The sequence below is a fragment of the Paenibacillus yanchengensis genome, from assembly GCF_042684845.1.
Lineage (GTDB): Bacteria > Bacillota > Bacilli > Paenibacillales > Paenibacillaceae > Pristimantibacillus > Pristimantibacillus yanchengensis.
The window spans coordinates 21,961-45,052 of record NZ_JBHUMH010000052.1 but is presented as its reverse complement, the minus strand read 5'-3'; the positions used below and the strand labels follow the sequence as shown (position 1 = coordinate 45,052).

At 39.7% G+C, this 23,092-nt stretch carries 20 protein-coding genes; all 20 read right to left on the bottom strand.

The window, feature by feature from the left end; translation table 11 throughout:
• Positions 1 to 14 precede the first annotated feature (14 nt).
• The 20 genes from nadA to mfd all read right to left on the bottom strand — a co-directional run bounded on the left by nadA (position 15) and on the right by mfd (position 22,985).
• Positions 15 to 953: a quinolinate synthase NadA gene (gene nadA / locus ACFSTH_RS13735; protein ID WP_377770626.1), complete on the bottom strand. Its 939-nt coding sequence runs from the start codon at positions 951 to 953 to the stop codon at positions 15 to 17.
• A 326-nt stretch (positions 954 to 1,279) separates the two neighbouring features.
• Positions 1,280 to 3,274, bottom strand: coding sequence for an ATP-dependent zinc metalloprotease FtsH (ftsH, locus tag ACFSTH_RS13730; RefSeq protein WP_377770628.1), 1,995 nt, complete (start codon positions 3,272 to 3,274; stop codon positions 1,280 to 1,282).
• A 98-nt stretch (positions 3,275 to 3,372) separates the two neighbouring features.
• The gene (gene hpt, locus ACFSTH_RS13725; RefSeq protein ID WP_377770630.1) at positions 3,373 to 3,912 is read right to left on the bottom strand and encodes a hypoxanthine phosphoribosyltransferase; all 540 of its coding nucleotides are present in this window, start codon (positions 3,910 to 3,912) and stop codon (positions 3,373 to 3,375) included.
• 49 nt (positions 3,913 to 3,961) lie between these two features.
• Positions 3,962 to 5,383 (bottom strand): tRNA lysidine(34) synthetase TilS, encoded by a 1,422-nt coding sequence (tilS, locus tag ACFSTH_RS13720; RefSeq protein WP_377770632.1) that lies wholly within the window; start codon positions 5,381 to 5,383, stop codon positions 3,962 to 3,964.
• A 16-nt stretch (positions 5,384 to 5,399) separates the two neighbouring features.
• Positions 5,400 to 6,323, bottom strand: coding sequence for a protein kinase domain-containing protein (locus ACFSTH_RS13715; RefSeq protein WP_377770634.1), 924 nt, complete (start codon positions 6,321 to 6,323; stop codon positions 5,400 to 5,402).
• Entirely contained in the window at positions 6,310 to 7,032 is a 723-nt protein-coding gene (locus tag ACFSTH_RS13710; protein WP_377770636.1) for a vWA domain-containing protein, read from the bottom strand. Before ACFSTH_RS13710 ends, ACFSTH_RS13715 begins: the two co-directional genes overlap by 14 nt.
• Before the next feature lie 287 nt (positions 7,033 to 7,319).
• Entirely contained in the window at positions 7,320 to 9,758 is a 2,439-nt protein-coding gene (gene spoIIE, locus ACFSTH_RS13705; protein ID WP_377770716.1) for a stage II sporulation protein E, read from the bottom strand.
• Positions 9,759 to 10,210: 452 nt separating this feature from the next.
• Positions 10,211 to 10,708 (bottom strand): S1 domain-containing RNA-binding protein, encoded by a 498-nt coding sequence (locus ACFSTH_RS13700; protein ID WP_377770638.1) that lies wholly within the window; start codon positions 10,706 to 10,708, stop codon positions 10,211 to 10,213.
• Between the two features lie 98 nt (positions 10,709 to 10,806).
• Positions 10,807 to 11,115, bottom strand: coding sequence for an FtsB family cell division protein (locus ACFSTH_RS13695; RefSeq protein ID WP_377770640.1), 309 nt, complete (start codon positions 11,113 to 11,115; stop codon positions 10,807 to 10,809).
• A gap of 5 nt (positions 11,116 to 11,120) precedes the next feature.
• Positions 11,121 to 11,741: a spore cortex biosynthesis protein YabQ gene (gene yabQ, locus ACFSTH_RS13690; RefSeq protein WP_377770642.1), complete on the bottom strand. Its 621-nt coding sequence runs from the start codon at positions 11,739 to 11,741 to the stop codon at positions 11,121 to 11,123.
• Positions 11,738 to 12,022: a sporulation protein YabP gene (gene yabP, locus ACFSTH_RS13685; protein WP_377770644.1), complete on the bottom strand. Its 285-nt coding sequence runs from the start codon at positions 12,020 to 12,022 to the stop codon at positions 11,738 to 11,740. The genes yabQ and yabP overlap by 4 nt, the downstream gene beginning before the upstream one ends.
• Positions 12,023 to 12,195: 173 nt before the next feature.
• Positions 12,196 to 12,501 (bottom strand): RNA-binding S4 domain-containing protein, encoded by a 306-nt coding sequence (locus ACFSTH_RS13680; protein WP_377770646.1) that lies wholly within the window; start codon positions 12,499 to 12,501, stop codon positions 12,196 to 12,198.
• Positions 12,502 to 12,503: 2 nt separating this feature from the next.
• A complete protein-coding gene (locus ACFSTH_RS13675; protein WP_377770648.1) occupies positions 12,504 to 12,776 on the bottom strand; it encodes an HU family DNA-binding protein in 273 nt (90 codons plus the stop codon).
• 209 nt (positions 12,777 to 12,985) lie between these two features.
• Complete coding sequence (locus tag ACFSTH_RS13670; protein WP_377770650.1) at positions 12,986 to 14,506, bottom strand: bifunctional methyltransferase/pyrophosphohydrolase YabN; 1,521 nt, start codon at positions 14,504 to 14,506, stop codon at positions 12,986 to 12,988.
• The gene (locus ACFSTH_RS13665; protein ID WP_377770652.1) at positions 14,472 to 16,145 is read right to left on the bottom strand and encodes a putative polysaccharide biosynthesis protein; all 1,674 of its coding nucleotides are present in this window, start codon (positions 16,143 to 16,145) and stop codon (positions 14,472 to 14,474) included. Before ACFSTH_RS13665 ends, ACFSTH_RS13670 begins: the two co-directional genes overlap by 35 nt.
• Before the next feature lie 168 nt (positions 16,146 to 16,313).
• Complete coding sequence (spoVT, locus tag ACFSTH_RS13660) at positions 16,314 to 16,856, bottom strand: stage V sporulation protein T (RefSeq protein ID WP_377770654.1); 543 nt, start codon at positions 16,854 to 16,856, stop codon at positions 16,314 to 16,316.
• A gap of 171 nt (positions 16,857 to 17,027) precedes the next feature.
• A complete protein-coding gene (locus ACFSTH_RS13655) occupies positions 17,028 to 17,207 on the bottom strand; it encodes a hypothetical protein (RefSeq protein ID WP_377770656.1) in 180 nt (59 codons plus the stop codon).
• A gap of 9 nt (positions 17,208 to 17,216) precedes the next feature.
• A complete protein-coding gene (locus tag ACFSTH_RS13650; protein ID WP_377770658.1) occupies positions 17,217 to 18,089 on the bottom strand; it encodes an SPFH domain-containing protein in 873 nt (290 codons plus the stop codon).
• A gap of 165 nt (positions 18,090 to 18,254) precedes the next feature.
• Positions 18,255 to 19,391: a peptidylprolyl isomerase gene (locus ACFSTH_RS13645; RefSeq protein ID WP_377770660.1), complete on the bottom strand. Its 1,137-nt coding sequence runs from the start codon at positions 19,389 to 19,391 to the stop codon at positions 18,255 to 18,257.
• A gap of 87 nt (positions 19,392 to 19,478) precedes the next feature.
• Positions 19,479 to 22,985, bottom strand: coding sequence for a transcription-repair coupling factor (mfd, locus tag ACFSTH_RS13640; RefSeq protein WP_377770718.1), 3,507 nt, complete (start codon positions 22,983 to 22,985; stop codon positions 19,479 to 19,481).
• Positions 22,986 to 23,092 lie beyond the last annotated feature (107 nt).

Genomic DNA, 23,092 nt, shown 5'->3' with positions numbered 1-23,092 from the left:
AGGAAAACGTCATGTTATTTTACTAACAACATCCGTTCCAAAGATTGACGAGCTTGATCTGCAACGTGAGGAGGTACATAAATTTGTGGTTGCATCGTTTCCAAACATTTCACTAGTTTTTTCAAATTGTTCACTTTCATGTTCGGGCAAACTAAATATTTGGAAGCAAAATGAAATGTTTTGTCAGGGCTATCTAGCCGCAGCTGATATCCTGTACCATCTTCTGTACCAACGATAAATTCTTTTGCCGTAGATTCACGACAGTATTTTAATATAGCTGTTGTGCTTCCAACAAAATCACCAAGGGCAACTACTTCTGGGCGACATTCTGGATGTACGACAAATTCAGCATTCGGATACTTTGCTTTCATCTCTTCTACATCTTTAACGGTTAACATGTCATGAGTGTTGCAGTAGCCTTCCCAAATAATCATTTTTTTGTCTGTATTTTGTTGAACGTAATGACCTAAGTTTTTGTCCGGTACCCAAATCACTTCATCACTCTCTACCGAATTCACTACTTTCACAGCATTAGCTGATGTACAACAAATATCTGTCTCTGCTTTTATCTCTGCAGAAGAGTTAATATACGTCACTACTTTTGCATTCGGATGTTGCGCTTTCAGCTTACGTAGCCCATCTACATTAACCATATCTGCCATCGGGCAGCCCGCTCGTTCATCTGGTATAATAACCGTTTTGTTCGGAGCTAATATTTTGGCACTTTCGCCCATAAAATGAACGCCACAAAATACTATAACGTCAGCATCTGTCTCGGCAGCTTTTTGTGCCAACAAAAAAGAATCTCCTCGAAAATCAGCTACAGCTTGAATTTCATCTCGCTGATAATAATGAGCTAAAATAATAGCGTTACGTTCTTTTTTCAATTGAAGCAATCTTTCTGTTAATTCACGATTTTGTTCTTGCTTACGCTGTAGCGCTAAAGCTTCCACTATTAACACTCTCCCCTGTAGAAATTATCTAATTACACAACTTTTAGCACATTGTGAAATCTTGCACAAAGTAGGCGACCCGACAACCTGAAAAATTAAACCTGTTTACAATTTCGTTAAATTTAATCGATTAAAACCTAATGTACACTTGCCTGCGTAGTCTGTCAATGGAAGATTCGACATTTTCTTGTCACAATTTAAGTTTCTTATATCTACAAGCGTTCTTTACCAATAAAATAGCAGTATTGCGATGTTGCTATAAAGAAAGGCGATCCCGCGCTGAAGCAGGATCGCCGTAAGCTTTGAAAGTTACGTCTGTTTATTACTTACTCTGTATCATCAGAAGACGGTTTATCATCACCAGATATTGGTGGTTGCTTAGTTCCGTCACTGTCACGTGGTTGAATGCGAACTTTCACATCACCAATTTCATCAATGATCGGATCTGCTTTTGATTCAGGAGCTGGCTTTGAGCTACTAGTTGAGCCATCTGGCAACTTACCATGATCAATCAACGAAGCAATTTGCTCACGCTCTAGCGTTTCTTCAGACAACAACGTCTGTGCAATCAAATGCATTTCATTACTTTTTTCTGTTAGCAAGTTTTTCGCTCGCTCGTAACAGCTGCCGATAATAGCTTGCATTTCTTGATCAATTTCGTATGCAATCTGATCGGAGTAATTTTGTTCATGACCGATATCGCGACCTAAGAACACTTGACCTTGAGAACTACCAAATTGCAATGGACCGAGTTTATCACTCATACCATATTCCATAATCATGCTGCGTACAATACTTGTCGCTTGTTTAAAGTCACTGTATGCGCCAGTTCCGATTTCGCCGATGAATAATTCCTCAGCTACACGACCTGCCAACAATCCGGAAACTTTATCAAGCAACTCTGGCTTCGTAACAAGCATTCTATCTTCTTTTGGCAACATAATAACATAGCCGCCAGCTTGCCCACGTGGTACAATCGTAACTTTGTGGACTTCATCTGCATGTTCTAAGAAGTAACCTGCAATGGTATGCCCCGCTTCGTGATATGCCACAATGCGCTTCTCACGATCAGATACAACCCGACTACGCTTCTCCGTACCTACAATAATACGATCGATTGCATCATCGACTTCTACCATCGCAATTTCTTTTTTATTGCGTCTAGCTGCAAGTAATGCAGCTTCATTTAATAAGTTTTCCAAGTCAGCACCACTAAATCCAGTCGTGCGCTTAGCAATAACATCTAGTTTCACATCATCTTCCAACGGTTTATTACGTGCGTGAACTGTCAGTACCGCTTCCCGTCCTTTTACATCCGGACGATCTACTGTAATTTGACGGTCAAACCGTCCTGGACGAAGCAATGCCGGGTCAAGAATATCTGGGCGGTTCGTTGCAGCAACGATAATAATCCCTTCGTTCGCACCAAAACCATCCATTTCAACTAGTAACTGATTAAGCGTTTGTTCACGCTCATCATGCCCGCCACCTAAACCAGCACCACGCTGGCGACCAACTGCGTCTATTTCATCAATAAAGATAATACATGGCGCATTTTTCTTTGCATTTTCGAACAAGTCACGTACACGAGACGCACCGACACCGACGAACATCTCTACGAAATCAGAACCTGAGATGCTGAAGAATGGCACTCCCGCTTCCCCTGCAACAGCACGGGCAAGTAACGTTTTACCTGTACCTGGAGGACCTACAAGTAAAACCCCTTTTGGTATTCTTGCACCTACCAAGTTAAACTTGCGTGGATCCTTCAAGAAATCAACAACTTCTACCAGTTCCTGCTTCTCTTCATCGGCACCTGCTACATCATTGAATGTAACTTTCTTTTTCTCCTCGTTATATAATCGCGCACGGCTCTTGCCAAAGTTCATCACCTTGCCTCCGCCACCTTGTGCTTGATTCATCAAGAAGAAGAATAAGATAAAGATTAAAATAAACGGAATAATAGAAGTGAAAAATGTTAGCCAGAAACTAGGACGATCCATTTCTTTGTTGACAAGTTCAAAGCCAAATTGCTCCTGCCAATCCATGATTCGATCTCCGGCTTCCACCCCAACTCTGGAAGTAAACTTATCGCTAGTTGCATCAGCTGGTTTTTCTGAAAACCTACCTTCAACAAAATACGTTTGGTTTTCAAATTTTACTGCTAATTCTGCTACTACCCCTGATTCTACAGCTCGCTTCAGTTCGTCATATCTAAGCGGTGTAGAAGTTTCCCCCGATCCGCTCAAAACTTTAAAAATACCGACAGTAACCAAAAAGATAATTAAATAAAAACTAGTATTTCGGATGATCCGATTCATCCCCTACCTCCTCTCAGACGCTTTAAACATTCTACCATAGCATGACTTTCCATAACAATAGAGGTTGCTTGGGATGAGCATGTACGGTGATGCATCATTTATTTTTCATACACTTCCGGCTTCAATATGCCAATATAAGGAATATTACGATATTTTTCAGCAAAGTCAAGACCATACCCTACAACAAACTCATCTGGTAGTGAAAATCCTTTATAATCGGGTTCCAAGTCTACTGTTCTTCTTGCTGGTTTATCAAACAACGCTACTACGGTTACCGTTTTCGCATTGCGACGTTCTAATACATCAATTAAATAACTTAAAGTAAGTCCACTATCGATAATATCTTCAACTATAATGACGTCTCGACCTTCAACAGATACATCTAAATCTTTAATAATTTTGACAACGCCAGATGATTTTGTAGATTGCCCATAACTGGATACTGCCATAAAATCTAATTCAAGTGGCACGGTAATAGCTTTTACCAAATCAGCCATAAAAATAAACGCACCTTTAAGAACACAAATAACGAGCGGATTACGCCCGTTGAAATCCTCGCTCAATTGCTCACCTAATTGTTTTACTTTGGATTGAATTTGTTCTTCACTGTAAAGGACAGCTTTAATATCATCTTGCAACGTATGAATCCTCCCACAACATTCAAAATTAATATCATTGCTCATTTGGTTATTGCTGATAAACTACTATTCGTAGAATTGCCTTTGTATCGACATTCACCAAACCAATGCTAGAGCGTCTTATTCCGGGTATCCATAACAACCGTTCTTCAGCATCAAACAGCAGTGGATATCGTTCTCGTTCCAATTGCGTTACTTTTGCATCTACGAACATATCTTGCACTTTTTTTGAACCCTTTAGTCCTAATACATTCATTCGGTCTCCTGGTTCACGAGTTCTGATCATCAATGGAAATGAAATAGCTGCCAGATCAAACTGTGCTTCAGCACCTGTTCGAGCAGTATATTCCGAAGTATTTGCCACTCGTTCCAACGTCAATCGCCATCCATGCGGCAATTCAAATTGTTGTAAAGTGGTAACTTCTGCTATGTATATCGGGTAGACCGTTTCCACTGCACTTTCCTGATGAAAAGACGGTTGATATAAAAAACGAATATGATCATATTCCTTTCTTACTTCAATCTTCCATCCAGCTTCAATCCTACTTGTACTAGCGGTATTGGCTCTCGTCATCGCTCGTATTGCTTCTATACGTTCGAAGGAAAAACCATCTGGCACATTTGAAAGATAACTTAATATTAGTTTAATCAATCTCCTTTGTAAAGCAACATGCAATTGATTCAATGATTGCAGCGAAATAATACATTGTTCTTGCTTAATTGTGACTAATTTATTAAAAAATTGCTGCGTCTGTTCTTGTAACCACTCATCTTCTGCACTAACAATTTCCGCCACTCGTTGTAGTGCATCTGGCAATTGCTGGTTATAGTGCGATAGAAAGGGGATCACATCATGTCTAATTTGATTGCGTATGTAGTCTTTTTGCAGGTTGCTGCTATCTATCATGAAAGGAACAGCATGTTGTTCACAATAAGAGATAATATCCATTTTATTCATACGCAGTAATGGACGAATAAATACCGATTGTTTTTCCTGCCTAACTGCTCGCATACCAGATAATCCAGAAAGCCCACTACCTCTGATGAGGTGCATAAGCACTGTTTCAGCCTGATCGTCACCATGATGCGCAAGAGCAATAAAATTGGTTCCATATGAAATGGCTACTTGTTGCAGAAACTGATAACGTTGTTCCCTTGCCGCTACTTGCGCATTTGCTTTAGTAGCTAATATAATCGCAGGCATCTGCAATTGTATCGTTTCCAAAGGAATTTCTAAACTAGTTGCAAATTGTTCGACCATTGTTTGTTCAGCCGCTGACTCCACAGGACGAAATCCGTGATTGACATGTGCAGCTACGATTTTAATTTGCTCTGCATGAGATACCCGTTTAAGTGCATGTAACAAACACATCGAATCGGGACCACCCGAAACAGCTACAATTATCGTATCTCCAGCTTGCCACATTTGCTGCTCAGTTGCAAATTGAACGAGTTGTTTCGTCAATTCCACCGCTGCTATCCCCTCCTCATAACCCAATAAACCATATGAATGTGGCTCCGGCGAGCATTGCCCCAGATATAGCAGCTAACCCTTTCAGCCATAGCGGTAAACGATTGACAGCTACTTTTTTGCGATGATGCTGTCGCAATAAACTACGCCATAATGCCAACGACTCTTCACTATGAACAAACTGTCCGTGTAACGCTTTATGTAACCAAGGGGCAACTTGTTTCAATTGCCCGTTGTTCTCGGCAATGTCGAGTAAATTAGAAATGGAACGATTTTGTGGCAACGATTGTTTCGTTATAGCATTTAGTTTTTCAGGCTCCAGTAATTGCACAGCAAGGACTGCAAACGAAAACAAATCATATTTGAAATCTGCCGATCGAGATCCAGCGTTCCAATATCCACGATCATAAATTTCTGTAAATTGCCGAACACTTTTGCCAAATTCCGTCGCTCCACCATAATCGACCAATTCCGCTTTTCCATACTTCGACACTAATATATTATCAGCCTTCACATCGCCAAAAATCCAACCGATTTGATGTAGCTTAGACAGCTTCTCTAACAGATGCAAACCAATAAGCGGAAACCAGTCCACCGATTGTTGCTGTAAAAACTGTGTTACGGTTACACCCTCTACAAAACGCATAATGTAAAAAGGGTGGCTTTCTCCCGTCGGTAATTGTACATCGTCAACATCCAATAACTGTATATAAAGCTCTGGCTGTTGCTTTGCAATCATTCGCAGCACATTGGCCTCTGCTTGCAAGTCAACGACATCAAAGCCTATTTTGAGCGCATACTGTTCTCGCTTATGGTGCACCAAGTATACTTGACCGTTAGCCCCTTCACCCAACAGACGCTCTACGACATACTTTTGCTTTTGCCACTTACCGAATATTGTAGTTCCTCGCTCCAACTGTAATTGATTAGGCGTAGTCACTCATCATCCCATCCGTTTCATCATCCACCCTGCGCCGATTAGCAAATTGATCAAAAGCTTGTAACACATACATAATAGCAGGTCCAGTTGGCGTAGTGCCACTAAGCGGCAAATTGTGAAAAATATGATTCAATTTCGAAAACTGATTCGTAAAATCTACATCCATCGTGCAATCACCACCGTGCTTGTGCGCCGGAAAATGGAATACAGCAACTTCACTATTTCCTTGTCTTGCCTGTAAGCTTAACATCAAATCAGCAATAGCCTCTTCTACTGCTGGCAGTTTATGCTTCATACTAGCACTGGCATCAATTAATAGAGCTATCTTCAAATCTGTTGTTTCTGTTAACTGCTCCATCACTCGCACTACTTCACCACGTTTTTCAGGTGGCAAAGCTTCAATCGTTGAAGTGCCTAATACTTGCTGCAATTCCTTATGCACAGCCTGTTGAATCGTTTGTACCACTGTTTTGCGAGTCATCATCTGTACCGTTTGTGTCAAATCTCTCGTATTGACTAGACGGCTCATTCCGCCTCCAGCTCTAGCTATCTCTGCAATTTCTTGCGCGCCGAATTCTCCTAGATCACCATCATCTAGTACGCCAATAACGTTGACGGATATTGCTTCCGCCTTCGCATGTGCCGCAGCAACTACCGGACTCATTCCAACATTCGAACAACCATCTGTTATTAATAATATTTGTTTCATTGTTTATTTCCTCCTCTATCGTCTATCGAAGGTATACAGAATATCCTTCGCTAGATGCTGAAAAATAAACTACTCTCTATCAGCTTTTCCTATTATCCGAGGAGATAAACAACTAGATTCACATTTTCTAAAATTATTCCATAATATTACTACAAGCTATCATAGCTAAGTATACCATAGACACCTTTTGAACATACAAAAAAGCTTTCTCATTCCCTAAGTTTCCGCCACATGTATGCTGAATAATATATAGCTAGAAACTAGTTTATGCGAAAGCTTTTTTTTAATTAACTGACCGTACGCGGTCGTTCCAATCGGTGAACACCTGGAAAGCGGAACGTCGACCACTCTGGTTGATGTTTATCTATTTTTGTTACTAGCACCGTCATATCGTCATTTATATCTCCATCTTGATAACGGACTACTGTCTCCAATATTACATCTGCCATTTCTTGTGGATCTTCTACCTTTAATTCACTTATCACTCTCCTCATCCACATTTCTTTGTTTACTGCATACCCTGGAGCATCATAAATGCCATCACTCATCATAATTAACGTATCACCTGGCTGCAATTGAGCAGAGACAATATCCACATCAATATCTTGGAGTATACCAATCGGCAAATTGCCAGCAGCTACTTCTATCACCTCATTACCTCGTTTAATGAAACTTGGAGTAGATCCTATTTTCATAAATGTTGTTTGCGCTGAATATAAATCTATAATTGCTAAATCTACGGTAGCAAACACTTCGTCAACTGATCGTAGCACCAATACCGAATTAACCGACTTGACCGCTAGTTTCTCATCCATGCCAGATTGTAACAATTGCTGTAATATAGATAGTGCAGTACTGCTTTCTTGCCTTGCCCGCTCACCATTTCCCATACCATCACTAATCGCAACCGCAAATTTCCCATTACCCAAATCTACTAAACTAAAACTGTCACCCGATAATAAATCGCCTCCTTTTGCCGCACCAGCAACTCCCGTTTCGACTTCATACTGTTTCGCAGAACCAAAATTGACCATATATGGATCACCGTTTTTAAGTGGCGACACCTCCATTTTCACTGCAATATTTTCTCCTAAAATATCCGATAACAACGGTGCTATAATTTTTCGACATTCATCAAATCCTTTATCAAACGTATGATATACTTCAATATCCACATTCCCTTCTTCTAAATTGACAATGTTTACTCCTTGTATAGATAACCCTAGTCCTTCAACCGCCTCCCTAATTTGTTCTTCCTGTAAATGCAGCGTTTGCCCCTCTCGTTTTATTTCTAGCGATAAATCATCCATAATTTGTGAAACACCATATAATTGATCCGCGACTAATTGTCTGGAGTCTTGTAATTGTTTTTTCCAATGTATCTGATAGCCATAAAGTTCGTATTGATGCTTTATCGTTATAGCCACTTGCTCCGGCTTTAAACAGTGGGAACGCCATTTTGAACTAATGTTACTTGGCGTTATTGGTTGATCCTCTTCGATCGTTGCCAACATTTCACTCATCATTTGATGGGTATGAAAATACTTTTTGTCCCAACAGCTATGCTGTCGATGACAACTTGCACAACTCTGTTCTGATACAGCATGCATAAACTTGCCTAGCTCTTCCTCACGATTTGCTCTAAAGTCCACTCCCTCACTAAATTGTCCAAAGCTTTTGGATAATTGCGAAAACACATCCGAAAATTTTGCAACACGATTAGCTGTAACATCTCTAACTTTGCGAACATATTCATGTTGCGACTGAACATGCTCTAACGTTCCTGGCACATATCTGGAAATTGCTCTGATCATACTCTTTGGAGTCATTAACAATAAACCTGCTGCAACGACAGATTCCCACGTTGAACTCATAATCTGAGCTTGAGAACCAATGTATACTGTTATAATCGATGTACCAAGCAGCATTCCAAATGCAGTAGCAACTTTCCCCCCTTCTCTTAATAGACCTGCTAGCAACCCAGCGAAAGCCAACATACTAATTTGTACAATAGAACCTACATCAGCAAGACTAAGGATCAATCCAGTAACGACACCGACCGCTGCTCCTAGCGGCGCTCCTCCTGCAACCGCAAATAGTAATAAAACAAATCGAGATAATATATGTTCTAACGATAATCCTGACAACGTAATGCCGACTGCACCTGTCATAATCGATGCTAATAAAATCATGACACATATGATTTCTTCATTTTTTAGCACCGCCGTTTTTTTGCTCATCATCAACACCGGTAATGCTTGTACAAAAACTAATGTCAATACAAACGCCAGAATTGATTCTACGCTAATCATCATAAAGGCATACCAGCTTAACGCATCACCGATTAAAGTTTGAAATAATTGCACGACAAGTGTAGAAGTAAACACTAACATTGGTGCTGTCGATAGGTCGGCTCGTTCATAAGCTTCCAACCCGCGGAATATTAAAAACAACACCAGCAATTCCATTGCGATCCAAATAGGTGCTGGATTAATCGCTAGCATACTACCACCTACTAACGCTAATCCTATCCACAACACAAGATCTTTTCTCATAAAATATATGACTGCAAAGTATGCAATTGCAAACGGCATCAAATGATCCAAGATGACAGCTCGTCCAAGCATTAAAGCAATTGCCACTAATAAAAAAGTTGTTTTCTTAGACCAAATGACTTGTGTACCTCGCTTCAGCATATTATTCCACGTATGCCATTGCGAACGCATCCGAATAATTCCCTTCATACCTGGAAAAACCAGATTAATTCCTTTCTTCACTTGCTGACACCACCATTTCCGAGTTGATTGTGTTACTCATTATAGAGGACGTTTCTCAGAAAGTTTGTCAAACAAAGGAAGGTAGCAAAAAGAAAATTACGACAAATGTTCTCATCTTGCTCCATCTCGTTACAATAGCAATAAAACGAGTAATAGCAACGGGTTGCACCACCTATGTATATTATTAGTTTAAAAATAATGTCTGCTGGATAAGTAACTACTAGACGTAAATGCTAGCAATATAAAGTAATATGTTGTCGTTAATCGCAGAGCTTAGGGGAAAGTTTTTTGGTATATTTTTTTGTGACGTTTAAACTAACTATGGATCGACAGTTTTTATATTCTTTTGACGAAAAAAAGACAGAACCTATTGGTTCTGCCATTGTCTGTTATCATATTTATTACATCCGTTTAGCTCCACGTCCACCGCGTTTACCTTCCGTATTCTTCTTAAGAGAAGATATACGTTCTTCACTGTCTTTTAAAAAGCGTGACATTTTATCTTCGAATGATGGTGCTTTGGCGTAAGATGGTCTGCTAGACGACGGTTTATTGAAGGAACGTCCGCCTCGTTCTTGACCTCCGCGACTGAATTTTTCCCCGCCTCCACTTCCGCCTGTACGTTCACGAGACGATGATGACGGTGCTGGTTGTCCTTCAGGTCGGTCAATGGCTTGTTTAATGGATAATCCAATCTTGCCATCTTTATCAACATTGATCACCTTCACCTTGACAACATCATCTACTTTGAGATGATCTTTCACGTCTTTAACGTAGTTGTCGGCAATCTCTGAAATGTGAACAAGACCCGTGACACCTCCCGATAGATCGACAAATGCCCCAAAATGCGTAATACCTGTCACTTTTCCTTCTAACTTGGCGCCCACTTCAATTGCCATAAAATAAAATGTTCCTCTCCAAAAAGTTTTTTACTTCTATCGTGATTATAACCGAATCTTTAGTTTAGAGCAACAGACAGTCATCCTAGTTCACTGTCTTAATCGGTAAATATTTGCTGCTCTCCTTCTTTTACCATCCCTTGTTCCTTCGTTGCTAATTGTGCTATATATTCAGGATCGTTCAAGCGATCAATCTGTTTTTGCAAATCTGCTTTAATAGCGATCGCTTCTTCCACTTGTTCTTGCAACACTTCCACCTTAGCTATCGCTTCCTGATGCTGCTGATACTGACCAAATAACGTATAGCCCGCCCATATAACAAATATTGCAATAAAGGTTAGCCAAATTTTCAAACGTCGTTTTGATGCGGCATTAGTTGTTTTCTTTTCTCCAACTGCGGGTACCATGTACGTCATTTCCTCCTCAACCAGTTCATCCAGCGTGCCGGTATTGATTTTAAATTCATCATCCATTTGTTTAGCTGGCTATTCTCAGACACTCTTGACCATATCGGTGTGAGCCACTTATGTAATAATCGTGTGAGTGGTCTTAGCAACCACATCAACAACCGCCACAAGGGACGCATCAATTGTACCACAAGATTTCCGATGAAAATAGTGATTGCAGACCCAATTCCAAGTACAAATTTTAATACATTATACATAAAATATACAGGTTTTACAATTATAAAATGAAGCAATCGTTTCAAAAATAGCAATACAGCTTTCCCAGCTTGAATAATCCAATGAAACAAAACAACTGTCATTCGATGAAATAACCAATGGTATACTACGATTCCGATAACTAGTCCAACAAATACGTACGCACGCACCTCGCCATTATTACTTGCGTACAACAACTGAAAAACAACAATTGCAGCTGCGATCCAATACATCAAATCAAGAATGGGGAGCCACCAGCGCGGAAATTTCAGCGCATTGGAAAATATCCGATAGCCATCAAATACGATACCCATTCCGAGTCCAGCACTCATCATCGCTGCAATCGTCAACCATTGAACGGAAAGCGTCACTTAAACAACTTCCCCAATATTCCTTTGGATTTTCCAGAAGTAGCGGCATCTCTATAGGCGAGAGAATGAATATATCCTTCGATAATAACTAGTCCTTCTTCTAAACTTAATTGCTTCATGTGTAGATTGTGCCCTTCTACCGACAAATAACCTAAATTTGTTTCCAACAAAAACTGCTCACTATCAAAACTTTCCACTTGTAGTACACCAGTCAATTCTAGCAGTTTACGGTTGACCAGCTTTAATTGTTGCTGTTTGGCACTTTTATTCATTTCAACCATAAAATCGTCCCCCGCTTAGCTCATATTACTTAAGCTTATGGGGTAGTCCTCTCATTTAGAACAAAAACTGTAATAGTATTTTTTATCGAAGGTATCTCCTGCCATTATCGAAGCGTATGATAAAAAAGTTTCGCTTATGACGTAAGCGAAACTTTTTTAGTAGTATTATTCAACTAATCATCTTTTCGATAAAGCCAATCTGCTTCCTCAGATTGCGGCGCACGTTCACGCTGTTCTTCTTTTAAAACAATATACATTTCTTTTGCTTCCGCTTTGCGCACCGATTCTACTAAGCTTTCTACACGAACCGTAACCGTTTTTTGACCATACTGAACAGCAAGTTCATCGCCAACTTTAACGACCGTGCTTGGTTTTGCCACACGATCATTAATCCATATACGACCTTGTTCGGTAATTTCTTTTGCAACCGTGCGCCGTTTAATTAGGCGGGAGACTTTCAAGAACTTATCGAGTCTCATTGTTACCTAATCGCTTCTTTTAGCTTGTTACCTGCTTTAAACGCTGGTACTTTTGATTCTGGAATTTCGATTTCTTGACCAGTTTGTGGGTTACGTCCAATTCTACCAGCTCTAGTACGTGTTTCGAATGTACCAAAACCGATCAATTGTACTTTTTCACCACTTGCTAGTGCATCTGTAATTTCTCCTAAAAAGCCATTAAGAACAGCTTCTACATCACGTTTTGTAAGTCCGCTTTTCTCAGCGATATTGTTAATCAAATCAGTTTTATTCATTTCTTATTTCCTCCTAAATGGTTACATATAATGAGATGTCTAGCATATTAGACTAGTGCATAACTTGGCATAGACTCTTTTCTTGTTAGTGCTGCTACCTAACTGCTATGCTCCTGAAGAATACATATTCTGCCTGTAGACGTAATTTTCCTGCTTGTCCACCGTTTTTTCATACAATATTTCATTTTACTTATGATGACCTACCGCAGCTAGCGTTGTTTTGCCTCTGTCCATAGCTGATCCATCTCTACTAAATCAGTCTGTTCAAAACTTTTTCCTTTTATACGAAGCTGCTGTTCAATATATTGAAATCTATCAGCAAATTTCCGATTTGTAAAGGAAAGCGCCTCCTCGGCATCTATCTTTATGAAACGAGCGACATTAATTACAGAAAATAACAGGTCTCCGAGTTCTTCCATTTGCTCTGCGTGCTGTTTATTGTAAATCGCTAATTGCAATTCTTGTAGTTCTTCCTGCACCTTTTCGATAATAGGCTCCAGTGTAGGCCAATCGAACCCAACTTTGGCAGCTTTATGTTGTAATTTATACGCTCTCGTCAACGCCGGCAGTCCTTGCGGTATACCATCTAGTATAGATTGACGTGCTGTACCTTTCATTTGTTGCTCTTTCTGCTTCATTTGTTCCCAATGCACTAATGCTTGATCGGATGATGTCGCTGCTTGATCACCAAAAACATGTGGATGACGAAACAATAGTTTATCATTTAATGCTTCGACTACGTCATAAACCGAAAACATCCCTTGCTCTTCTTCCATTTGGCTATGTAACATGATTTGCAATAATACATCACCAAATTCTTCTACCATATGCCCCGGATCATCATTGTCAATTGCTTCTAACGCTTCGTATAATTCCTCAATAAAATTTTTGCGAATCGATTGGTGTGTTTGTTCTCTATCCCACGGACAGCCTTCTGGACTACGTAGTATAGCTACAATTTCATGTAATCTCTCTAGCGTTCGATTGCGTAGCTTATCATCATCCGACCTTGGAATATAAATTAACGATAAATTATTATAACTAGTCAAATGATCCATTTCGTACAACGGTACTTTAATCATTTGTTCCTGCCCTTTTACCCCTAGTGCATGGCATACTATTACTTCATAATCATCAGGATAACGTTCCATAAGCGCTAATTTCACATCGGATGCCGTATATTGGTCATATACTTGCGCGACGATCGTATGTAATGTTGGCTGAAGATGAGACAGCGCAATATCTGATGCATCTAACAAAACAAAGCCGTCGATTGGATCGATTTGTAGCGCTGTAAATGTTTGATCTAGAAAGCTTTCTCCACCAGTAACGGTAACAGTGATATTCGCCTCTCGACATCGTTCTAGCAACATTTGCACCGTTTTTTCAGCAACCATTGGATGCCCTGGCACAGCATAAACAACTGGTTCGTTATGTTGTTTTCCTTCTGGTTTACGCTGTAATTTTTCCATAATTTCTACAACAATTGCTTCATAAACTTCTGGAAAAGTAGCATATTTCTCATACAATCGATCAAATGTTTCATACGATATACGATCATTATCTAATAATGCTACAACAGGATGATCCTTCGTACGCAAAAATAGCGCCTGTGCCGACTGGATAATCCGGAAATTTCCTAACGTCAGTTGATCTACATCACCAGACCCTAAACCAACAATGACTAACTCCGTTTTACTTTCTTTTTCTTCCACTAATGACATCATCATTACCTCTTTTCGACTGAATTCCGAGCCACTGCAGTTCTGCTGAATCAAACAACTTTAATTTCATTATTGATAAAAAAAAGACAGCTGCTCCACCAATAACTACAGTTAACACAAACAAGCTAATCCCTAAACGATGTAACATAAAAGCAGTTGCCCACTGATAAAATAATAGTTTCGTGAACAATAAAAATAGTGCCATCAGCGCTACACTTACGACTATTTTTAGCATGACTGTAATAATGGATCTTATCCCTTGATTATTCCATGTAGACAAAAATATAATACGTGTTCTTTTGTAAAGCAACCAAATACCGTAAGCTGCTGTAAGTGTAAATGCAATGACACCAGCATATGCCGCACCAATAATACCGTAATGTCCCATCAGCCAAATATTACAAACACCTTTTAATAATGCGGCAAATAGTAACAATAATGCGGGCGAACGTGTAGCCCCTAATGACTGTAGCAAAGGCGGCAACATCGCTAACAAACCACTTCCTAATATTGTTATGGCAAGCCATGCGAATATCGCTGAACCTTCTGTATTTCTATATAACATCACATTTATTTCATTCACTAAACTTAAAAGTCCAATTGCTGCTGCTGCACAAATAGCGAGTGTCAGCTTCATTAAAAAAGAAATACCTGTCTGTGCTTCTTGCTGTTTTTCCATCTGCAATGCTGTACGCTGTATCACTAAACGAGGGACGAGTGCTGCACCTAATGAGCCTATCACCATCACAATCAATTGAATAAGCGGTTGTGAGCGGCTATATATTCCAAACCATGTCATCGCTTCACTAGAAGTACTACCACTAGCAGCCAGCATTCGTGGAATAGTAATAGCATCCACTACACCGAGCATAGGAACAACTGCCGCTCCCAATACCGCTGGCATAGCAACGGTGAGCAGTCGCTTGGTCGCTACATAGTAAGGGGCGATCAAGGGCTTTTGATTACTATTATGACTTGCTGATTGAATATGCCGCCGTTGGTTCCACCAGTATGTGACAATTAGTAATATACAAGCGATGCTGGCTCCTACTGCCGAACCACTCATTACTGCCGCTGTTACTCGCCCAGCATTATTTATCGTAATAGCAGTAGCACTAAGCAATACCGCTATCATTACCGTTACTCGTACTAGCTGTTCTAACACCTGTGATATGGCTGATACGCTCATCTTACCTATTCCTTGATAGTAGCCACGAAATGCCGCCGCCAAAGCCGCTAAAGCTACTGCTGGAGCCAAACTACGTAACGCATCAGCCGCAGCTGGTTCCCCAAAAAGAATAGCTATGTTGTCACTCGCTCCCCATAGTGCTAATGCACTAATAATTCCGAATATGCTAAGTAACGCAACTGCTGATCTTAACGTGAAAGATAGACCCCGAGAATCAGAAGCTGATTGTTCTGTAATAATAATAGATATTGCTGTCGGTAATCCCGCTGTAGCAAGTACTATAATCAGTTGATAAATAGGATAAACAGCATTATAAATGCCAAAGACGTAGTCACCTGCTATATTTTGTAACGGAATTTTTTGTAACACGCCTATTAATTTACTTACAACAACAGCACCAGTAAGCCACATTGCACCTTGAGCCGCTACTTTTGCTGTATACTTATCTGCTTGCACTATTTTGTATCACCTCAACCTCCACACCATAACACTTACGACACAATATTTAATTCATTATACATGAGGAGAAAGCTACCTGTACAAATTATGAAATAAAAACAGCTTTCTAACAACCGAAGTTATTAGGAAGCTGTCTCGTTTTGATGTATGAGAAAACAATTAATATTATTGTTCCATTTGCTTAGCTAAAAAGCCAGCTGCTGTTTCCGCCATTTTCGTTTCTAATTGCCCCATCTGTACATCTTCGTCTTTGCTCATCAATACAACTGTACCGATAGGATCACCACCAGCAATAATTGGAGCGCATATAAAGGCATGGAACTTTTCTTGCCCGTCTCTTACTATTTCAGATTGTCCAGCTTGATTGTCCGATATTGTCCGGCGATTTTCCATGCACGTTTCTAATATCGATCCAATTCTTTTTTCTAAGTAATCTTTTTTTGATGCGCCAGCTACTGTAATGACGCTATCGCGATCACTAATTAATGTGACATGCCCTGTACTTTCAAACAATGATTCCGCATATTCTTTTGCAAAATCACCCAATTCTCCGATTGGTGAATACTTTTTCAATATTACTTCGCCATCGCGATCTACAAATATTTCTAATGGGTCACCTTCTCGAATTCGTAATGTTCTACGTATTTCTTTCGGTATAACCACTCGACCGAGATCATCGATACGACGTACAATACCAGTTGCTTTCATAATTATGTTGCCCCGCTTTCACTTGAAGATTTTATAGTAAATGTAATGGGATACACTAGCCATAGTATTCTTCGGTTTCCAATTTCTTATGCACGCAACATAAAAAGATCGAACAAAATAGTAACAAGTTTATTTTGCCACTAATTGTATCCGATCTTTCACATCATATATTCACTTATTTTCTTTTTGCTCATGTACCGTTTTGAACCTACCAGCTTTCACTAATGCTTCACGCAATAAATATTCGATATGTCCATTTACACTGCGGAATTCATCCGCTGCCCATTGTTCCAATGCTTGATGCAGATGTGGATCAAGTCGTAGCGGAAATGCTTTTTTGGGTTTATTCATTTCTGTAACCTAGCTGTACAACGATCCGGTATTAATGACTGGTGTCGCCGCTCTATCTGATACAATCGAAACCATCAAATTATTAATCATCGCCGCTTTCCGCTCAGCGTCCAACTCTATACCACTTTCTTCCATCTGATTCAAGGCAGCTTCTACCATTCCAACTGCACCTTCCACAATTTTTTGTCGCGCGGACACAATAGCATTCGCTTGTTGTCTTTGCAACATCGCACTTGCAATTTCAGGAGCATATGCTAAATGTGCTAATCTTGTCTCCATAATTTCTACTCCAGCTACTTCTAATCGTTGTTGTAATTCTCTCATTAACTCATTTGCTACTTCATCCGCATTGCCACGCAAAGACGGAAGATCAGCATTTCCATAATTATCATAAGGATATTGTGCTGTAATGTGACGCAAAGCTGTTTCACTTTGAATTTCTACAAACACTTCATAATTATCAACATCAAACGTAGCTTTTGCTGTGTCACTTACTTTAAATACAACTACCGCGCCAATTTCTACTGGATTTCCATCAGCATCGTTGACTTTTAATTTTTGACTATTAAAATTACGAACTTTTAACGATACGTTCCTTTTATTGGTAAAAGGCATTACCATCCATAAACCACTATTCGTTATTGTTCCTGTATACGTCCCGAAAAAAGTAATAACTTTCGCTTGGTTCGGCTGTACGATAACAATCGATGTCGAGCATATTGCTGCAAATATAATAAGAATTATCCCCGAAATAATAGCTGCACTGGAATTGGTCTCCAAAACGATTGTATTAATTAACAAATAAAATCCTCCGGCAGCTGATATCAATGCGATTAACAAAGCTAAATATCCGCTTACATGCCATGCTTTTCTCTCTTTCATACACAACACCTCATATTCTTTTGATATATTAATGATATCACTTTTTACAATTTTATTCAATATTTATTCATAAAAAAAGCGTATTTGTTAGCACTCATCTGTTTATAGATGAGAGTTAACAATACGCTTCTTATATTTAGCTATTTCATTTGGGTTGCTAATGTTTTATTTAGCTGCAGGAGTTTCTGCTTTTTCTGCTTCGTTATCAGTCTCAGCAGGTTGCTCTGCATCAGGTTCTGCTTCTTTATTTCCCTCGCCTGCTCCTTCTGCTGGAGCGTCACTTGGGCTTGGTTCTGGCTGTGGCAAATTAATTTCGATATTTAACTTCTCTACTTCTTCTGCCATAAATTTCTCTAAATAGCTGTACGAAGCTGTGTTATCTACTGCTGCACGTTGTTCTTCTGTCAATTGGTCTAACGCTTTGACTTCTCTCTTTTCTACTTTAATAATATGGTATCCCATGGACGATAGAACCGGCTCACCAATTACACCGATTTCTTGATCAAATGCTGCTTGCTTAAAAGCTGGATCCCAATCACTTGCATCAGTATTTTCATACAATCCGCCCGTTTCTTTAGAACCCGGATCTTCTGAATATTGTTTTGCTAGTGCATCCCAATCTTCATTTGCTTGTAACTTTTCTTTTATTTCGTTAATCATCTTTAATGCTTCTTCTTGTGGACGAACTTCTTTAGGTGCTCCCGTTTCCGGATCTTGCTCTGTTGTTTTCACTAAAATATGACGTGCAGATGTAGTCGCAAAGTTAGGTGACAAGTCCTTATATGCTTTGTTTACATCTTCGTCTGTCACTTTGCTATTCAAATGCGTACTCATCGTCGTAGTTAACATGAGTAAAGTTGCCATATCATTTTCTGTTATGTTGCTATCTTTCATCGTTTTTTGAAAATCTTTATTCTCTTTTTTGAACTTCTTGAAATTTGTCATTTCTTCATGGGTAAGATCACGCGCTTTGGCAATTGTTTCTTCCGATGCTTGAGCAGTTAACACTTTAAATGTAATATACTGTTGCATAATCATTTCTTGGTACTGTGGAATTTGTAACAACATCGCTGCTTCCGGGTTTTGTAGTGTTTGTAGTGCTAGAAACTTGTCAAATTCATCCTTCGTCACTTGACCGCCTTCATATGTGGCAACTACATCACCTTTGTCAACATCTTTGAATTGCAAAGAATAATCTTCTTTTTTTACTTTTCCACACCCCGCAAGTAAAGCCATTGTTAAAACTGCTGTTAATACGAGCAGTGTACTTTTACGCCATTTTTTATTATTTACTTGATACACAATATACAATCCCCTTTCGATTCCTTGCATTATTAATTATTGCATCCTTTTATTCTAACAGAATTATGTAATAAAAAGCTAATCCGATTAAGAGGACACATTTTCCAACGTAGCATTTGGTTGAATTAATTCCAAATAAGCTTGTAAAAACTTTTCGCTCAAATGTAATTTTTGCTCTTCATTGAGCCCTTTTCCACGCAATAACAACGTTTTTGGCGTTTCACTAGCCGCACTTTGTTTGAAACGATTTTCAAATTGTAAGCATAGCTTCTCCACTTTTCTAAACTCGATACGGTAGGGAAGTTTCGCTACACATTTGAACGTCCAATCATCTCCACGTTGACTGATTTGTTCTATACCAAGTTGTTTTCCAAACACTTTTAATTTAGCTACTGACAACAAACTAAGTACTGCTTGTGGCAGTTCTCCAAAGCGATCTAGCAACTCGTCATATAGGTCATCCGCTTCTTGAATTGTACTAACAACAGAAACCTTTTTATAGATTTCAATTTTTTGAATACTGTCATATATATATTCCGCTGGCAAGTAGGCATCCACATTCAAATCTATCGTTGTTACTACTGGTTGTTCTTCTACTACTTCCGTGCCATCAATCGCTAATTTACGCTTCGCTATTTCTTCCGCCAACATTTGAGAGTACATTTCAAAACCGACAGAAGCAATAAAACCATGCTGCTCAGCACCGAGCAAATTACCTGCTCCACGAATAGATAAATCTCGCATCGCAATTTTAAAGCCGGAACCAAGCTCGGTAAACTCTTTAATCGACTGCAATCGCTTTTCTGCTACTTCCGTCAATACTTTATCACGTTGATAAGTAAAATAAGCATAAGCGATTCGATTCGAACGCCCAACTCTGCCTCGTAGCTGATAAAGCTGAGATAGCCCCATTTTATCCGCATCATGCACAATTAAAGTATTTACATTCGGTATATCTACCCCTGTTTCAATAATAGTAGTACTGACTAGTACATCTGATTCGCCATCCAAAAAGTCTAATATCGTTTTTTCCAGTTCTTGTTCCGACATTTGTCCGTGACCAACAACTACTTTGGCATCTGGCACAAGGGCATTAATCTGCTCTGCCATTTGATATATACCTTGCACTCGATTGTATAAGTAATACACTTGCCCACCACGTGACAATTCTCGTTCAATAGCTTCTCGAATAAGTGCTGGACTATGTTCAATAACATACGTTTGCACAGGAAAACGATTTTCTGGAGGTGTTTCAATAACCGATAGATCCCGCACACCAAGCATAGACATATGCAGCGTACGCGGAATTGGCGTAGCTGTTAATGTTAATACATCGACATTCGTTTTCAATTTTTTCAGTTTTTCTTTATGTGACACACCAAAACGTTGCTCTTCATCGACAATAAGTATACCTAACGATTTAAAAATAATATCCTGTGACAGTAATCGATGCGTCCCAATGACGACATCTACTGTTCCATTTTTGATTCCTTTGATCGCTTCATTCTGCTCTTTGCGTGAGCGAAAACGGCTCAGCACTTGCACATTAATTGGATAACCAGCAAAGCGTTCACGGAACGTTTCATAATGCTGCTGCGCCAATATCGTAGTTGGTACAAGAACAGCTACTTGTTTGCCATCCATCGTCGCTTTGAAAGCAGCTCGAATGGCCACTTCTGTCTTTCCATAACCAACATCACCACAAAGCAATCGATCCATCGGACGGGCTAGTTCCATATCTTGTTTAATTTCTTCAATGGCACGTAGTTGATCACGTGTCTCCTCATAAGGGAACATTGCTTCGAATTCTTGTTGATAAGAAGTATCCTTCCCGAAGGAATAGCCTACTGCTGCTTGTCTTTCCGCATATAACTTTATAAGATCATCTGCTATATCTTGGACGGAAGCGCGGGCTTTTTTCTTCGCTTTTACCCAGTCAGAACCGCCCAGTTTACTAACTTTTGGCTCTTTCTCTTCCGATCCGACATATTTTTGAATCAGATCTACTTGATCTATCGGTACAGATAGTTTGTCTCCACCAGCATAAACGATATGCAAATAATCGCGGTGAATACCACCAATTTCTAACGTGCCAATTCCAACATATTTCCCAATTCCATGGTTTTGATGAACGACATAATCGCCTACTTTTAGCTCTGTATGGCTTTTAATCCGTTCTGCATTATCCACTTTCTGTTCTACACGTCGAGCTTTCCGTTGTTTTTGGGTAAATATTTCGCCTTCTGTAATTACGACCAGTTGTGAAGACGGTAATTCAAACCCTTGTTGCAAATTACCTTCCGCAAATATCGGCGTTTCAATATCATAATCATCTAGCACACGACGGATGCGTTCCATTCGCTCTTGATTGCTAGCCAGCATAATAATAGTGTTGCCAACTTTATTCCAGCGTTCCATCTCCGCTTTCAACACATTCATCTGTCCGTGGAAGCTTTGCATCGTTCGACTAGTCATATTCAAAATATTTTGCGGTTGGATGTGCGCAACTTGTCTTAAAAATAACGATAAAAATACCGTTTGAAAAGGACGCTGATAAAATACTTGATCCGTATTTCGTGCAAGCGCAAATTGCGGCAATGATTTGCCTGTCGCAAGCAGGTGGGTCGCCCACTCCGCCTCGTCGCGCTCAAATTGTTTGGATGTTTCCAGTAAACGGGTAGGTTCTTCAAATATTAATAGCGTATCTTCTGGCATATAATCGATCAACGTTTGCCGTTCCGGATAGAGTAGTGCAATATATTTATAAATTTCAGTAAAATGAGTATGTTCTTTTAACTTATCAATTTCATTGCCAATCTCAGAGCGCAATCGTTCTTTTGCCGTTCGATCTGTCATTTTGTCTAATTGATGTTCTAGCATATGACTCGCTTGGCTAGCTGCCGCTTCTCGGCGCGGTGCATCCGCAATAATCTCTTGGCAAGGAGTAACGACAAGCTCTTGCAGTTGTTCTTGCGAACGCTGATCGATCGGGTCAAACGAACGGATCGAATCTATTTCATCTCCGAACCACTCCATACGATAGGCAACAGAAGATATTAAAGGATAAATATCTACAATACCACCGCGCACGCTAAATTCACCTTTGGCCTCTACACGATCTGTGCGTTCATAACCAATGGCTGTTAATTTTCTTAAAAATGCTTCAAGCGCTATTTCTTCGCCTACACGAATCGAAAACTTCGCATTCTTCATCGCTTCTTTCGCTGGTAAAAATCGTTGTACGCCAGCATATGGCGCTACTACCACTCCACGAAACCCTTCTGCAAGCTGCGATAAAGCACCAATTCTCTGTTCTATGGTTTCTTTACTAGATACAGCTGATTCTGCTGCTAACAGCTCATTGGCTGGATATAACAGCACTTGCCCTGCAGGCAAACATTCCTGCAAATCCTCTGCTATCTTTTGAGCGGAAAACATATTATGGGTTACAATCATTAACGGTCTGTCTAATTCCTGATGCAGTGCAGCAACAAACACCTGCCGAGAAGAACCCGCCAGGCCAGACAACATCTGTTCCTTCATGCCAGAACGAATACCAGATAGTATCGATTGTACATCGGTATCCGCTATCATTTTTTCTACTAGCGTTTTCAACGCAAGCGTCACCTCTATTCTAGTTCAAACGAAAAGATGGCTGAATATTATTCAGCCTTTATAAATTTATAAAGAACGGGGAAAAG

Coding starts and splice junctions, on each gene's coding strand:
- ftsH (WP_377770628.1), bottom strand. CDS start 3,274: ATGAATCGGATCATCCGAAATACTAGTTTTTATTTAATTATCTTTTTG.
- ACFSTH_RS13710 (WP_377770636.1), bottom strand. CDS start 7,032: ATGAAACAAATATTATTAATAACAGATGGTTGTTCGAATGTTGGAATG.
- spoIIE (WP_377770716.1), bottom strand. CDS start 9,758: ATGCGTTCGCAATGGCATACGTGGAATAATATGCTGAAGCGAGGTACA.
- ACFSTH_RS13700 (WP_377770638.1), bottom strand. CDS start 10,708: ATGGCAATTGAAGTGGGCGCCAAGTTAGAAGGAAAAGTGACAGGTATT.
- ACFSTH_RS13695 (WP_377770640.1), bottom strand. CDS start 11,115: ATGGTACCCGCAGTTGGAGAAAAGAAAACAACTAATGCCGCATCAAAA.
- yabP (WP_377770644.1), bottom strand. CDS start 12,022: ATGGTTGAAATGAATAAAAGTGCCAAACAGCAACAATTAAAGCTGGTC.
- ACFSTH_RS13680 (WP_377770646.1), bottom strand. CDS start 12,501: ATGAGACTCGATAAGTTCTTGAAAGTCTCCCGCCTAATTAAACGGCGC.
- ACFSTH_RS13675 (WP_377770648.1), bottom strand. CDS start 12,776: ATGAATAAAACTGATTTGATTAACAATATCGCTGAGAAAAGCGGACTT.
- ACFSTH_RS13670 (WP_377770650.1), bottom strand. CDS start 14,506: ATGATGATGTCATTAGTGGAAGAAAAAGAAAGTAAAACGGAGTTAGTC.
- spoVT (WP_377770654.1), bottom strand. CDS start 16,856: ATGAAAGCAACTGGTATTGTACGTCGTATCGATGATCTCGGTCGAGTG.
- ACFSTH_RS13655 (WP_377770656.1), bottom strand. CDS start 17,207: ATGAATAAACCCAAAAAAGCATTTCCGCTACGACTTGATCCACATCTG.
- ACFSTH_RS13650 (WP_377770658.1), bottom strand. CDS start 18,089: ATGAAAGAGAGAAAAGCATGGCATGTAAGCGGATATTTAGCTTTGTTA.
- mfd (WP_377770718.1), bottom strand. CDS start 22,985: ATGATAGCGGATACCGATGTACAATCGATACTATCTGGTATTCGTTCT.